Below are 15,054 nucleotides of genomic sequence, written 5' to 3'. Positions count from 1 at the left end.
GACCTCGGCGGCAGTCCCGTCCTTAAGCGCGTCATTAAACGCCTTGCGGACAAGCGGGTTCTGCGCATCCAGCCACTCCTCCAGCTCGCGGCTTTCCACAATCGAATCCGCATCGGGGTGCGCCGTATAGATTTCGCGGTAATGCGCCTTTGCCGCCTCCTGCCGCTTCATGTCCGCCTCATAACCCGCCAGCTTCTCCTGAATCAGCTTTTCCACGCCCTTTTTCACATCCTCGTCGGAAAAATCCCCGAACAACGAATTATCGGAACCGTCAGCCGTTTCCACTCCGGGTTTTTCCGCCCCCTTCTCAAGCTCCTCGATGCGCTCCCTCAAGGCTTGGGCTTCGGCTTTCGCCGACTTTTCCGCCTCGCGCGCCTCTACCAGCTTTTCATAAGGGATAGTGTGTTTGCCGTCCTTGGCACGGATGACCTTGTCCGCACGCCGTCCGCCGCGCCGATACCCGCGCCGACCACCGCGCCCGTACTGCCGACCACCAGCGATTCCGCCCACTTCTTACCCTCCAAACCGTCTTGGATATCGGGGAAAACCAACTGGTCCAAACCCAAACGCCCCGACACGTCCAGCGGCGTCAGGCGGCTGAACCCCTTGGCCAACACCTCGCCCGCCTTATCCCCGAAAGTGTCCGCCAACATATTGCGCAACGCCGCTTCCGCATCCCACGGGTCATCGTCGTCACTGCCCAACATCGAAGCCACCGCAAGCAGCGTCGACACAAACGGCAGCCCCAAGATGCCCGAAGCCATCGCATGCGAGACCAACAGCCCCGCCAGCGTCTTACGCGCCTGCTTATCGCCCTTAAACGCAAGGTACGCATTGCGCCCCAGCGCATACAGGATATTCTGCGAATACTGCTTGAACAGGAAGACCACCTTCGCCGCATTGCCCATCATAAAGCGCGGACGGTTTTGCGCCGCATAGTCAAAATGCCCGTCATACGTCGCCTTTTTCGCCTGTTCGAAAGCCGCGTCGCTGTCCGCCCCCGCCCGTTTCGCCAAACGGTAGGCCGCGACAAACGTAACCTGGCGGTTAAACTTCTCCGCATGATGGAACAGCCAGGCCGCCTTATCCATCACCTTCTGCCAAGCCGACCCCGCCAACCCCGGGTCGCCGTTGGCCACCCCCGCCAAATCATGCGCCTGCGACAAATCGATCACACCGTAATCCGCCGCCTTTCGGAACGCCGCCTTCTCATCCCCGTTCAAACTGTCCTCAATCGTATTGAACTTCTCCCCGAACCTCAGCCCGATCTGTTTTGAAGCCCGCAGCAATTCCCGCGCCGCACCGGCATAACCCCACTTCGCCGCCATCACCGGATAAGCCACCATTGCCGTCTGCGACAGGTTCACAACCGCAGAAGCGGGCGACATCCCCATCATCCACAAGAAGCCGAAGCCCGTCAAAGCCTGCGCCAGCTTGGAAGGATTCGGATTCATCACCGCCTCGTGGCGTTTCCTCATCTCATCCGCCACACGCTGCAACTGACGCTGGTCGAAACCCTCCTCATATTTGCGCCCGTCCACAAAATCCTGCATCACATCCAACTGTTCCGCCATACGGTCCGCATAGCGCAACTTCGCCAGATAATTCGCACCGCTGCCCATATTCTGCGCATATGCGCGCCTCGCATCATCGCTGAAGCCCGGCACGCCCTTGCGGTGGATGCCGTGTTTCGCCCAAGACGTATCGGGCAGCGAGTTCAAATAAAGCTGCGTCAGCGTATCGTTCAATCGGGCCCGTTGCGCCGGATCCAAATCCATCCTGCCGACAGCCTCTCCCAGCTCCCTCATAAAACCGCCGCTTACCGCATCGCGGCTTCGGATATAATCCCGGGACTTCATCACGGGCGAAACCTTAAACCCCGGCCCGAAATCAGCCTTCAGCGCATCGCGCAGCTTCTCCGCCTCGCTCAAAGTTTCCGCGCGGGACACATTCGCACTATTCCCGTCCGCATCCTTGACCACCACCAGATAATCGCCGAAACGCGCCAAAGGGAAATACACACCGCCCAGCTCGTTGTCAAAACGCTCCTTCAGGCGGCGCACCGTTTCCGCATCCTGCCCCGCACGCGCCAACCGCTCGGCAAGCGCATCGCGCACCTGCCCGAAATGCGCCCTATAATCATCCCGCGCCTTGCGGTACACCCTCTGCGCCGCATCAGGCAGCCCGGCAAAACGGCGGTTCAGCAAAGCAAGCCCCTCCAAAGCCTTTTGCGCCCCAACCTCATCCTTTTCCAAACGCTTCACATCCGCGCGCGCCTGCTCCAACATCCGTACCGCATCCGCCCCGGCCTGATTTTCCGCCGCCGCATCCGCCTCGGCGCGCCTCAACGCCCGCTTCGCCTCCGAATCCGCATAAAACAGACGGCGCAGGCGTATATCCGCCTCATCCGCCAAAATTTCCCGACCGTGTTTTTCCTGCGCCTTCTCCAGCGCATAAGCCGCCTTATCCGCCGCCCGTTGCGCTTTCCGTACCGCGGCATCCGCACGCGCGGTACGCGCACCGGCGGAAGCAACGGCCGCCTCCGCCTTCGCGATTTTACCGTCCGCAATATCCAAAGCCGTCCGGATGCCGTCCAAACGCCCCCGGGCATCCTTTCGCATCAGCGGGTCGGCATCAACCTTCGCCAGCGTCGCATCGTGCATCAGATCCGCAAGCGCTTTCGCATCCTCCTCCTTCAACCTGCCCCATTCCCTGACAACCTTGTCCGCCTCCGTAACCGCCTTGTTCGCATCCGCGCCGAAGAGTTCCGACAAACGCCCGTATTCCTTCAGGCCGTCCAAAACGCCGCCGTAAATGTCCTCGATCTGCCGCCTGCCCAAAAACTGGAGCTGAATCCCCTTGGAAGCATCCCAGCGGTCTTTCAGCGCGTTTCTCAAATCGGATTTTTTACCCGTTATACGGCTGATTGCGGCCCCGATGTTCGCCGCACGGGAAAAACGCACCGCCTCCGTGTCAAAATCGGCAATGCCGCCCTTGCCCGCATCTTTGTCTTGCAAAATCTGCAACAGGCGTTTATCATCAATGCCCGATAAAGGCGATTTGCTTTCAGAGGCTCCCGTAGTTGATACGCGGTCAAGTAATGAAAGCAAGTTGCCTTTTTCTATTTTCGTCAGCTTATGGTCGTAATAGCGGTTACCGTTCCTGCTAACCGCGACGGCAGCCCTTACCGTGTAATCCGCACCGCCGACATTCAGTCCCGAAACATAATATTCATAACCCTGAATATCGCCGTTCTTAGCCAAATCCTCGTTCGGCAGCGTATCGATATACACCGCATTCTCAATAATCTGCGGAATTGCCGCGATACTCTGCAAATGTTCCGCGTCCTTATAGTCGTGACGCAATATTTCAGTGATGCCCGAACGTCCCAAACTGATTTCACGCCCCGTGTCCTTATTCACATAAGGCCCGCGCAAAGATTTGCCGTATTCCAGCGCATTGCGCTTATATTCGCGCAAATTGCCGCCTTCCGGAACCTCCCTGCCCGAGATACGGATGGTTTCCGCACGGCGCAGCTTCTCAAGGCTTTCCGACTTGGAACGTTCCGCCGCACCGTCTTCGGCCCGCGCGAACATCACTGCACGATGATTGCCGCCCCAAGGCGCATCCCGCGCCCCTTCCACATTCCCGTGCAAATCCGCCAGCATCGCAAACACATCCGCGTCCGACATCGCACCGCCGGCCTTGCCCGCCAGGCGTTGCAGCACACGGCGCAACAGGGCGCCGATACGCGCCAAGACGCCCGCAATGCCGCGTTTCAAACCGTTGCCGACCTTCACGCCGTAACGGTTTTCAATGCCCGCCCAACCGCCGGTACGCTGCGCCGCATAAAGCTCCGCGACCGCCTCTTCCACCGCGGCGGGGCGCACCGAGGCCGCCGCATCGCCCGTGCCTTCGCGCCCTTCCTGCACCGCGTCCGCAATGCGCCGAATCAGGCCGTTGCCGTCCGCACGTTCCAATTCTTCACGGTACTTGGCGAAACCATCCGCCGCAAAGCCCCTGTGCCCCAGCTCGTGCCACGCCGCCCATACCGCACGTTCGGGCGTAAGGTTTTCCGCCACCAGCGTGATTTTGCCCGTCCTGCCGTCAAACCAGCCCTCCACACGCTGCGACAACAGCATCTGCGCCTTGTCCGGCGCCGTTTCGGACACGGCGGCGACATCCACCCGTTCCGCCAGTCCGCCTATGCTTTCGGCGAGGCGTTTTTTGATGCTTTCGGCGTGCTCGCGCAATGCCTTAAAACCTTGCGGCGCCTGACGCTCTTTCACCGTATAAACAGGCCCTCCCTGCAACACACGCGCCTTGCGCCGTGCCTCTTCCGGATTGTCCGAAGCCGTTTTCGCAAACGTTTCAGGCTTGGCTTTGCCCGTCTTTTCAGACGGCTTTTCGGTTGCCGCGCCTTGTGCGGCGGCCGACTTGCCCTTTCCGCCATCGAAGCGGGATTTTCCCGCTTCGATATTTCGCACCTTATCCGAAGACGGCTTTTCGGTTGCCGCATTTTTTGCAGCAGCCGCCTTGCCCGCAACAGGCGTATCTTTTGCCCGGGCAGGCTGCGCCCTGCCCGCCGGTTTGCCGTCGGCGGCGGCATCGCGCGGCCGCGCCATCACCTTGGCCGGCGCCCTTGCTTCCTGCGTCGGACGATAATCCCGACCCGGCTCGGACGGCACGGCTTCCGACAAACCGCCCGCCCGCAAGGTTTCCGCCTCCCGCCCCTTCAAATAACGGCGGCCGTCGGAGACAAGGTCGTCAGAGTTGGAAGGACCGGCCATATCGGCAAACTCCTCCGGCATCCCGCCTTTGCCCGACCTGCCCGGCACGCCCGCAAGCGCATCAATATGCCTGCGGTCCGTATGCTCGAAACGGTATTCGCCGCCCCCCAAAGGCACACCCGCCTTTTCCGGCCTGCGCCTGTCCGCCGCCGCATCCGCCATCCGTTTCTTAGGCGATACCCTGCCCGCCGAAGCCGCAACCTGCGGATTCAATACCGGCAACACCGTATCGGGGCGTTTGCCCGCAACAGGCGCACGTTTCCCGCCGTCCGTCCCGGCAAGGTTTTCAGACGCGGACAGGCCGGGCGCGGCACCTTCCGCGCGCGCCCGAACCTGTAAGTTTTGCCGACGGGCCGGCGCATTGCCGGACGCAACGGCGGCGGACCCTGGCAAACCCTGCAAGGCAGCCGCATTTGCATCCGCCCCCGCATCAGGGGTCAAACCCCTGCCGCCTTGGGTCAAACCCTGCCGCACATCCTGCCGCACATCCTGCGCCAAACCCTTATCTTCCGTGGGTAAAGCCCGGGTCAAACCCCTGCCGCCGCCGACAACGGCCTCAGACGCGCCGTCATCCGGCAACGCCGTCCGAACCCCCTGCAAACGCTCCCCCTCGCGGCTCAACAGCGGCACGCTCCAACCGTTGTTGCGGCGGTAACCGTAAACCGCACGGTTAAGCCTGTCCAACACATCCGCCGATTCCGGATGTTCCGCACGGTAAGCGCGTACAGCCCCGGCCGATTCCGCCAAACCCTCAGGATAATGTCCGCGCATATCCGCCATACCCGCCTCCCGGCGCATAATCCCGTCCGCCGTATAGTCCGCCACCGTCTGCGCATGACGGCGCACCCATTCAGGCAGCGCGTCAAACCGCCTGCGCGATTCCTTATCCAACGCATCGGCAGGGACGGAAAACCCTTTTTTAGGAACAGGCACGGCATCCGCCATACGCACGGGCGGCGGCAGGTAACCCTGTTTGGCTTCGGAAGCCGCCTGATAATCCGCCTCAATCCGCGCGTGATACGCCTGCTCGATTTTTCGGCGCACAGGCGCGGCGATTTGCCCGAAATCCGCAACACCCTTAATATCAAGGCCCGCCTCCTTCGCCAAAGCCTTGCGCCCGCGCGTATCCAAGCCGTCGAAATATTGGCCCGCAGGCAGCGGCGAGACCCGCGCAATCCCGCCCGAAGCAGCGGCGGCAGAACCGCCCGGCGCAACCGAAGCCGCACCGCGCGGCGCACCGCCGGGGCGCACATTGCCGTAAGCGGACGGAACACCGCCCCTGTCCGCGCCCGCCGACCGTCCGGACGGCACATCATCCGCAACCGGCGGCGTTTCCACATCATCAGACACCGCAGGCGGCACAGCCGCGCCCGAATCCGCCGCCAAAGCAGCGGCCGCAGAAACCGCACCGTCATCCGGATTAATCCCTATCACCTCCGACGGCTTGGCCCGGTATTCGGCCGCCATGTCCGCATACTGACGCGCCAAACCGTCCGGCATCACGCCCGTATCCAAAAATTCCGCCCCGTCCTCCGACGGGATACCCGAAACATCCGGCTGTTTTTCCGTCCCGCGCGCCAATTCCTCCGCGTGCGGCGTATTGCCGTCGGCAGGGCCGCTGAAAAACCGCCCCGCCCCCTCCTGCTTCGTACGGTCCGCAAACTGCCGCAAAGCCGGATGCGGCTGATCGTGATGCGCCGTATCAAAACCCGCGCCGCCCTGTTCCGCGCCGCCGTCCGCAGCCGCCTGTGCCGCCGCACGCAACGCCTGCGCCCCTTCCGGGGCCGGCCTGCCCGCCTTCCTGTTGCCCCCGATACCCCCCTGCGCACCCGCCTTCCGTCCGGCCGGCGGCCTGAGCGGGTCAGTTACCGCCGCATAAGCCTTCGTTCCGGCAAACCCCACCGCAGAATGCCCCAAAGAAGAGAAAGCCTCCAAAGCCGCCCCCTTCTCGTCCCATTCCCCGTTTGCCAGCCCCGTACCCAAATACTCGCCCGCAAACTCACCGGCCGCTTCCGTCGCATAAGCCGCCGCGTGCCGTGCCGCACCGCCCAAACCGCCCTTGGCAGACTCCTTCGCCAGCGCCGCAAATTCAGGCGTTCCCTTAGCCGCCGCAACCGCCGCCTTATCCGCCGCCGCAACACCCATTTTCTCCAATGCGGCTTTCCCGGCGGCCTTCTTGCCCATATTCAAAATACTGCCGCCAAGTTTCATCGCCGCCATATCCGCCGCGCCGACCACCGCGCCCTTGACCGCCGCATTTTTCAACGCACCCGGCGCACCTCGGGCGATAAACGCCATCACCGCATCCTTGTCCGCAGGGTCGACGCCCGCCGCCTCTGCCGCCCTGTCCAGCTGCCCGCCGTATTCCATCAGCGTATTGCCCAAGGTCGCGCCCGCATAGGCGCCGACAGCCGCGTTACCGCCCGCCAAAGCGCCCAATATGCCGCCGGCGGTTGTCGTAGCAAGCGGGACAAGCGCATTGGGCGCCTGCTCCAGCACCGCGCCCGCCATCTCGCCCACATCTTCCAAGGCGCCGTCCAAACCCTTCTCGCGCCAGTCCTTCTTAAGCTCCCCCCACACATTCGACAGGCCGCCGCCGACACCCCCGCCCTTTTCCCAAGCCTCGCCCAGCTCCCTGCGCGCTTGGGATTTGCGCCCCTCCTGAATCTTCCGATAATCCATATCCTCGGCCTTGAGCCGGCCCAGTTCCTCTTTGTCGCCCGTAAGGGCATTCCACCCCATACGCGCCGAACGCATAGAATTTTTAAACCCGCGCGTCAACGCCGTATCGTCGGCGGCCGCCCGCGCATCCTTTTGCGTAAAGCCGCGGTACTCCTTCAAACCCCCGGCAAGCCGCCCGTGTTCCAACGGATCGTATCTGACCAAATCACTCATTGCTCAACCCTCTTCTCACCCTTCTCATTCTCATAAATGATTTTACCGCCGGCCGTTTTCTGACCGTTCGGCTTAAAGCCCAACTGCGCATAACGCTTCTCGCGCTCTCCCGCAAACTCCACATCCAAAGGCTTGCCCGTCCGCAAATCGACAATCCCCTCGCGCTTCGCCGTCAAGCCCGTATCCGGGTCGGCAACCTCATAACTGATAGTCTTGAACACATTCGGGTCAAAGCCCTTCTCCCCTTGCCGCTCAAACTTCCCGTTAAGCGCATCAATCTGCCGCGCAATCTCCCCGCGCTGCCCGTCCGACTTCGCAAAACCATAAGCCCGCGTCAAATCGGCGATGCGCTTCCTATCCTCAAGCTCCAGCGCATCCGCCTCACGCTTCATCTCAAACCCCTGCCGCTTCATCCCCAGCTCGGCCTGCTGCACATCAAACGCCCTGTCCGCATTCCTCTGCGCCATCTCGCGGTTCAACGCACCCTCGTTCGCCTTAACCGCCGCATCAAACCGCCCCTTCTGCAACACCGCCTCACGGTTCGCCGCATTCTCCGCCGCAGCCGCCGCCAGCCTTTCCCTGCCCAATTCCCTGACCGCCGCATTTTTATTATGTTCCGCCACAATCCCGCGCGCCGCATTAAGCTGCGCCGCCGTCAACTGACCGTTCAAGGCCCCCGCATGAGGCGTAGTCGCCCTCTTATAAAGCTCCCGCTCCTCAGGCGACAGCGCATCCGGCTTGGAAGACACCAAAGGACGCTGCGCGTCAAAATCACGCACCGGCTTGCCGCCCCGATACACATTCCCGTCAAATCCCAAAGGCGGCGGCGTCCGTCCGCCCGCATCCGTCGGGCGCGTATCGCGCCGCGCGAAATCCGCCCCGGCCCGCGCATCGGGGGAAAGCGCCTTATCGCCGCCCGAAAACCCCAAACCGGCATCCGCACCCCGTTCGAAAGCACCCGCCCGGCGCAACCGCCGCGCCCCATCCTCAATATTGTTACGGCTCAAATCCATCACATTCCGATAACGCGCCGGCCCGGCCTCATAATTCGCAACGGTACGCCGCACCGCATCGGCACGGTGCGCCTGTGCCGCCGCCCGCTCCCGCTCCTCCGCCCCCTTCCGGGCCTTCTCTTTTTCCTCCTTTTCCTTCATCTCCCAAAAATCCCCGGCAGACGGCTCAAACAAACCCATCGCAAACCCTCCGAACAAATAAAGTCCAAAATAAGCAAAAACCCAAGCCCAATCAAACGCCTAAAGTTAAGAACAAACAAAAATCGCAACCCCGGACCAATTAACAAACAACAAGTTACACAAAAAAAACACACCGACGGGCCATTTCCGGGGGCAAATAAAAACCGCCTTCGTGCAAGGCGGTTGCAAAAAAGCCTTTCATTTAACGAAAGGCTTTTTGCCGCCCGCGTACCGCGTTCAGAGGTTGTCCGACACCGTCGGCGTTTCCATGCCTGTTTGGGCGTGATTCGCACTCTTTGGCGGCACGGCCGTCATCGGGCCGGTATCCGCGCCGTAGGCTTCAGGGATGCCTTCGGGCGGTATTTGCGTTTCAGGCGGCATGGCGGGGACGGGGAAGCCGGGATCGTCGCCCCGCGCCGGCCTGACATATCCCGCGCCCTGCATGACCGCGTCGGCAACGGGGGCGATTTGCGGCATGGCGGCTATCTGCCCGCCCGCCTGCATGGCCGCATAAGCCGCCTGCACGCCGATTTGTACCGCCCGCGCTTCGATTTCCTTGATTTCGCTCGCGGTACGTTGTTCCTTGAGCGCCAATTCCCGCCGTTTGATGTCGTTGCCGGATTTTGCCAATGCGTCCTGCACCGCCTGCGCGATACGCGCCTCGATTTGTTCGGGCGTTTCCTGCACTCGGACTTCTTTGATTTTTTCAATCACTTTGTCTTTAAACGGGATGTCCATCAGGGACACCATAAACGGCAGCACCGCCGCCTGATATTCGGGCGGCAGGGATTTGACCGCCTCGCTCATCGCACCCAGCTGCTGGCTGCGGTAGGAGTTGGTGCTGGGCACGTCTTCCAAAGCCACTTTCAGCCGTATGTTTTGCAGGTCGTTGGACAAATAAGCCTTGCCGGTTACGGGGTCGGTTTCAGGCCTGTTGATGACGACCGTCCGCCCTTGCGTGATTGCGTCCCCTTCTATGACGACGGTTTGCTCGTCCGAGCCCAAATCCTCGATAATCATCGCAAGCAGCAACTCGCCGACCAATGAGCGGCTCTGGCGGAAGTTGTCCATAACCAGCCCCAGCGACTGGTTGGACTGCTCGACTTGGATGCTTTCCTGCCTGCCGCTGGTGGCGTTGCCCCGGTTGCCCATAAATGACGGGGTAATCCCGCTGATTTGCCGTATGGTCGCGCGGCTGTCTTGAAGCATCTGCCAATGCTGTGCCGACAATTCGAAATCGCGGCTGACGTCGAAACGCGCGCCCGGCTGGGCGGCCTCTATTTTGTTCAGCACGATGTCCGCGTCCACCCGTGCGATATTGCGGCGGAACTGTTCGTCCGACATATCGACTATGCCTTTGGTGCGTACCGTGCGTATTGCCGACAAACCCCATCGTAATTTGCTGTTGGTGCTGTTGAGGTTGTCCTGCGCGTATTTCATATTGCGGACATATCCGTAGGGGATGCCGGTGTTGTCCTCGCGGAATCCGAAAAACGGGACGTAAGGGAACTTTTGATGCGGATACGGGGTCGGCTCGTCGCGGACGACCAAATCCCCCACGACAAAGGCGCGGCGCATACGCGGGACGGAAGCGGCAAACAATACCGCGCCGTTTGCCGCCATCTCCCGATGGTTTGGGTTTGCGCCGTCAAACTCCACCGTGCGCCCTGTTTTTTTGTCGCGCAGGCAGTCTGCCGTTACCCACCGCCTGTACCATACTTCCGCCACCGCCAGTTCGCGCGTGGTTTCATTGAACCAAAACTCTTCGCTGACGGTGTTGCGCCCCGAAATACCCCAAGCGTCCGCCAGTCCGGTATTGCCGCCGCCGTCAAGCATTTCCCCGCTGATGCGCCAGTCCGAACCGCCGCGCCCCATCGCTTTGAAGTGTCCGGCATATTCAGGGAAGAATTGCGCCAGGCGTTCCGGCAGCAGCCAGCGGCGGCGTATCAGCCAGCGGGCATCGGACAGGTCGTATTTGTAAGATTTCATATCCCAATGGATGGCGTTGCGGTGGATGACGCCGCACTCATAAGGAAACTCGAAAGGGTTGGGGTTGCGTGTAACCTCCACCCAGCCGATGCCGCAGGCTATCTGCCCCCTGAACGCGTCCGAACAAGCCTTGTCGGCACGGCTTTGCCGTTCCGCGCGGTTGAGTTTGAAGTTCAATGCGTCCGCCACGTCCCGCCCGCCGGTTTCGCCGTCCGCCGTCACGCGCCAGTCCGTCCGTATCGTCGCCTCATATCCCTGTACCGACAGCAGGGTCGGGGTAATCAGGTTTTCAACGGCGGGGGGCAGGCCCAACTCGCGCTGTTTCTGTAAAAGCTCGTTGTCAAGCTGCCTGCCGTCGGCGTAGTCCATTTCCTTGTCGGCAACGGCACGCCATGCAGGTTGGTTCATCATTTCACCGACAAACAGCCGGTATTCCCCGATAGTCAGCGGTTCGCCGTTTTTATCGGGCAATACGCCTGTTTCCGGTACGTCCGTCCCCATCAATAAAGCCTCCAATCCGAAACGGGCGTTTCCGTGTATCCCGTATTGCTGCCTGTATCCATTAAATCAACCGCCTGCGCCAGGTAGCGGAACATATCCGCGCCGTGCGAATATTCGTCGTGCAGCGGCCCCATTGCCACGCCTGTTTTCGCATGTATTTGGCGGCCGTACCGTTTCAGGCATTCCAAAAGCCGCGCTGTTTTGTCTTTATCGAAGTACACTTTGGGAAACAGCATCCGCGCCGCCCTGATGCCTTCTTCGATACCGGTCGCGTTTTGCACGAAAACCGACTTGCGCCCCAGTCCGGTCAAAATCTCCATCGTACTTTTGCCTGTTTGGAAGTTGCGCGTCCTGCCGTCGTGCGGCAGGAAGTCCGTCCCCCACCGGTAGGGCAGCTTTTCCAATTCGGCAACATACCAGTCCAACGTCCGGTGCGTGTCTTCGATGTAGCCGATGATGCGCACGCTCGTCAAATCGCGCTGCACCAGCCCGATGGTCATGGCATCGTTCCAGCCCAAATCCCAAACCGTATGCACGGGCAAAGAAGAATCATAAGGGACGAGTGTAACGCGTCCGGAATGAAAAGCGTCCTGTATTTCATGCCGGTAAACCGCCCCCTCCGATACCATGCGCGGCCTGCCTTCCCAAATATTCCCGTAGTCCTCTTTACTCATCGAACGCTGTGCTTTGAGCCGCTCCCGGTTCAATGCTTCGGGGAACCACGGATTGTCGCGCCAGTTGATTTCGCAAAGCCAAGTGTCTTCGGACGGCATAGCGATAAAACGCCGGTAGGTTTCGTCCGTCTCCATATCGGGATTGAGGGTAATCCAAATTTCCGAACCTTCTTTGCGTATGGTCGGCGTGAGCACGTCCCAGCTTTTTTTACTGACGCCGTGCCCTTCCTCAACCCATACGATGTCGATACCTTCAAACGATTTGATGCTGTCCACGGTATGCGACTGCAGGCCCGAAAACACGAACAGCGTGCCGTTTGCGCCGCGTATCTCGAAGTCGGTTATTTCGTAGAAATGCCCCAAACCCAACTGCGCCACTTTGTCTTTCAACAGGCGGTGTACGGAATCGCGCATCGATTTTTGAATTTCGCGCGCGCATAAAATACGCAAAGGGCGTTGCGCCCCCAGCGCCAGCAGTGCGGATGCCGCGCCGTGCGATTTGCCGCCGCCGCGCCCGCCGTACATAACCTTGTACCGGCAAGGCTTGAACAGCCCGTCCAGTTTTGCGGGCAATTTCAAATCAACCGTCTTTCCCGTCATCTTCAGGCCCTACAAATTCGATACGGATGCCCGCCGTCTTGGCGGATTCCGAAATCTTCGATTCCGCGGTATCCATACCGTATGATTTACGCTCGATTTCCACCAAAACCTTAAACCCCGCCGCCACCGTTTGGAACATACGCGCCTTTGTGAATGTGTCCTCCGGGCTTCCGTACAATTCCGCGACAATCTGCTCCGCGCTTTTGGACAGGTTTTCCGCCAAATTCCGATGCCTGCGCTGTACGGCGGCAACCCGTTTCGCTTCCGCGTCCGTTACTTGTTTAAGGTTGAAATCCGCATAATCCGGCGCATTGCCGTTTTTGTCCGCGGACAACACCATCGCCCGCGCCTTTGCCTGTACCTCGTCATTCAAATCGCGCGTCCACACGCGTTCTTTGGCAACCCTGCCGACGTGTTGCGCCGAAACATTGTATTTGCGCCCGATTTCGGCAATGCTCAAAACCCCGCGCCGGTAATCCAGCTCGACTTTGCGCCAATCTTCATCTGACAATCTCGGCATTAAAGGTCCAACCTCCCGTTTTTGGCGGAACATTCCAGATAATTCCGCAATACTGAAAACTCGCGCCCCATCTGAATACTGGAAAACTGCTGCCCGAACCCCGACATCAAAGCCCCCAACGAGCGCATTTCCTGCGGGTTGAGGTGCAATACCGTATCGCCTATTTCCAATACGCCCATCCCCGAATCCAATACCGATACGCTGACGGGGCGCGTCTCGCCAAACCCTATGGCGGGCTTGAAAATCCCCCTTGTCACGCGGTAGATTTTGCCGTGCTCGACCAGCAGCTTGGTAAATTTAGTGATTTCCGACATTTTCAGGCCTGTCGTTTCCGCCAAAGCCTCGCGGCTGACCACCTGCTCCGCGTTGTGCAAATCCACAACCCCCTGGTACACCTTGTCAATATCCGACAATCCCGACATCAAATCAAACTCCTAAACATCCCAAACGATTCCAAACTCCGCCGCCGCCCGCGATTGCAGGCGGTTACACTACAAAGCCAAAATCTTTAGATGCTGCCTCTCTCGCTTTCACTGCATCTTCAATATGTTCAAATAAACCTAATATTTTATTTTTTCTATTAACCATAATCCTAGCTTGCCATTTCTTAGACGGCTTATGGAAATAAACCCCAGTATGCCCGCTAGTATTATTTTTAAACTTCCCTCTATTTTTCATATTTTCAGCATGTGTAACATCTCTCAAATTAGATATTCTATTATCTGTCTTATCCCTATTGATATGGCCTATTGAAGAAGCGTGTTTCCCATAAACAAAAAGCCAAATTAATCTATGTGCATTATATTGTTTCTTAAATATTTTTAACTTCAAATACCCCAACCTGCCTTTGTATAAGAAAACCTCCTTGCCGGAAAATCTGGTATTCCAAGATTTGTAATGCAAACCGCTATTGAAATACTTTCTTGGACGCTCCGCCCAATATAACTTTCCCGTATTGTCATCATATCTTAATAATTCTTTTAAAACCTCTTGTGTTAATCCCATAAAACACCATGCTCCATAGATGCCCAAGATATAATCTTTTCTTGATATTCAGACATTTCCCGAACTGATAATTTTGTCGTTGATATACCCATTAATTGCCCGTTAGGCATTTCAATACATCCAATAAATTTTCTTTTTAAAAATTCATGCCATACATCTTGACTAAACCTTCTCCCATCGATAAAAACTTTTTCTGAAATTTCACGATACAAAAACCATAGCCGCCTGTTCTGCTCGACGCTCCGTTTTGACTTGCGCGGGCGGATTGTGATTTCAAGGTTGCCGTTTTCAAACCACCCGTCCGGGCTGTCCCAAATCGACCGCATAACCTGCTTTTTGTTTTGGGGCGTCAGTGTAAATTCCGCCCCGTTCATTTCAGACGGCCTTTCACGCCGACAACCCCCAATGCTTCAAGGCGGCGTATCGTGCGCAATTGCGAACGGCGCATATAAAACTCTTTGTCTTCGCGGCTTAGGCCTGCGCCCCTGCCGTCGATCGCGCCGCGGCGGCAACCGCACCCGAAACCCGCGCCCAAACCGCCGCTTTTCAATCCCGCCCCGTGCGTCTCGCCCGGGAAACGGCACAACACGACCGTTTCAGGGTTGTCATTGCACACGCCCGCGATGTTCGGCGTGCATTGCCCGCCTTTGGCGGCTTTGCGTATCGCGCTAGACATCCCAACCCTCCTGTCCGATGAAATCCCAACCCTCGTCTGCCGCATCCGTCTGTTCCATCTCCAACTCCCCCACTTCCACCGCCAAACCGCCGCCTGCGACCGGCTCGCCGCCATATTCGGCGGCAATGCGCCGCACCTGCCTGTCGTTGTGATAGGCAACGCCTTGAAGCGCGTCCAGCGCAACCTTCAGGGCGTTGTCCAAATCGATCAC

General features: G+C 59.1%; 10 protein-coding genes. All 10 read right to left on the bottom strand.

Annotation, left to right across the window (positions count from 1 at the left end):
* Positions 1 to 377: 377 nt before the first annotated feature.
* A complete protein-coding gene (locus DFR77_RS09560) occupies positions 378 to 7,685 on the bottom strand; it encodes a PLxRFG domain-containing protein (RefSeq protein WP_003698268.1) in 7,308 nt (2,435 codons plus the stop codon).
* Positions 7,682 to 8,878, bottom strand: a complete 1,197-nt coding sequence (locus DFR77_RS09550) for a hypothetical protein (protein WP_003693452.1) — start codon at positions 8,876 to 8,878, stop codon at positions 7,682 to 7,684. The genes DFR77_RS09560 and DFR77_RS09550 overlap by 4 nt, the downstream gene beginning before the upstream one ends.
* 237 nt (positions 8,879 to 9,115) lie before the next feature.
* On the bottom strand, positions 9,116 to 11,383 hold the full coding sequence (locus DFR77_RS09545) for a portal protein (RefSeq protein ID WP_225577699.1): 2,268 nt from the start codon (positions 11,381 to 11,383) through the stop codon (positions 9,116 to 9,118).
* On the bottom strand, positions 11,368 to 12,642 hold the full coding sequence (locus DFR77_RS09540) for a PBSX family phage terminase large subunit (protein ID WP_047919159.1): 1,275 nt from the start codon (positions 12,640 to 12,642) through the stop codon (positions 11,368 to 11,370). Before DFR77_RS09540 ends, DFR77_RS09545 begins: the two co-directional genes overlap by 16 nt.
* Positions 12,623 to 13,162: a hypothetical protein gene (locus tag DFR77_RS14165; RefSeq protein WP_003690920.1), complete on the bottom strand. Its 540-nt coding sequence runs from the start codon at positions 13,160 to 13,162 to the stop codon at positions 12,623 to 12,625. The genes DFR77_RS09540 and DFR77_RS14165 overlap by 20 nt, the downstream gene beginning before the upstream one ends.
* Complete coding sequence (locus DFR77_RS09525) at positions 13,162 to 13,584, bottom strand: hypothetical protein (protein WP_003690919.1); 423 nt, start codon at positions 13,582 to 13,584, stop codon at positions 13,162 to 13,164. The genes DFR77_RS14165 and DFR77_RS09525 overlap by 1 nt, the downstream gene beginning before the upstream one ends.
* Positions 13,585 to 13,648: 64 nt before the next feature.
* Entirely contained in the window at positions 13,649 to 14,167 is a 519-nt protein-coding gene (locus DFR77_RS09520) for an HNH endonuclease (RefSeq protein ID WP_003693459.1), read from the bottom strand.
* Positions 14,158 to 14,541: a recombination protein NinB gene (locus tag DFR77_RS09515; protein ID WP_003690918.1), complete on the bottom strand. Its 384-nt coding sequence runs from the start codon at positions 14,539 to 14,541 to the stop codon at positions 14,158 to 14,160. The genes DFR77_RS09520 and DFR77_RS09515 overlap by 10 nt, the downstream gene beginning before the upstream one ends.
* Entirely contained in the window at positions 14,538 to 14,843 is a 306-nt protein-coding gene (locus tag DFR77_RS09510; protein ID WP_003687981.1) for a nuclease domain-containing protein, read from the bottom strand. The genes DFR77_RS09515 and DFR77_RS09510 overlap by 4 nt, the downstream gene beginning before the upstream one ends.
* Positions 14,836 to 15,054: RusA family crossover junction endodeoxyribonuclease (locus tag DFR77_RS09505; protein WP_113852113.1), on the bottom strand; the 219-nt coding region annotated here is incomplete at its 5' end. The genes DFR77_RS09505 and DFR77_RS09510, both read right to left, overlap by 8 nt.

Origin of the sequence: Neisseria gonorrhoeae (assembly GCF_003315235.1) — a bacterium.
Taxonomy (GTDB): domain Bacteria; phylum Pseudomonadota; class Gammaproteobacteria; order Burkholderiales; family Neisseriaceae; genus Neisseria; species Neisseria gonorrhoeae.
The sequence above is the reverse complement of the archived record's forward strand: the minus strand, read 5'-3'. Positions and strand labels throughout refer to the sequence as shown.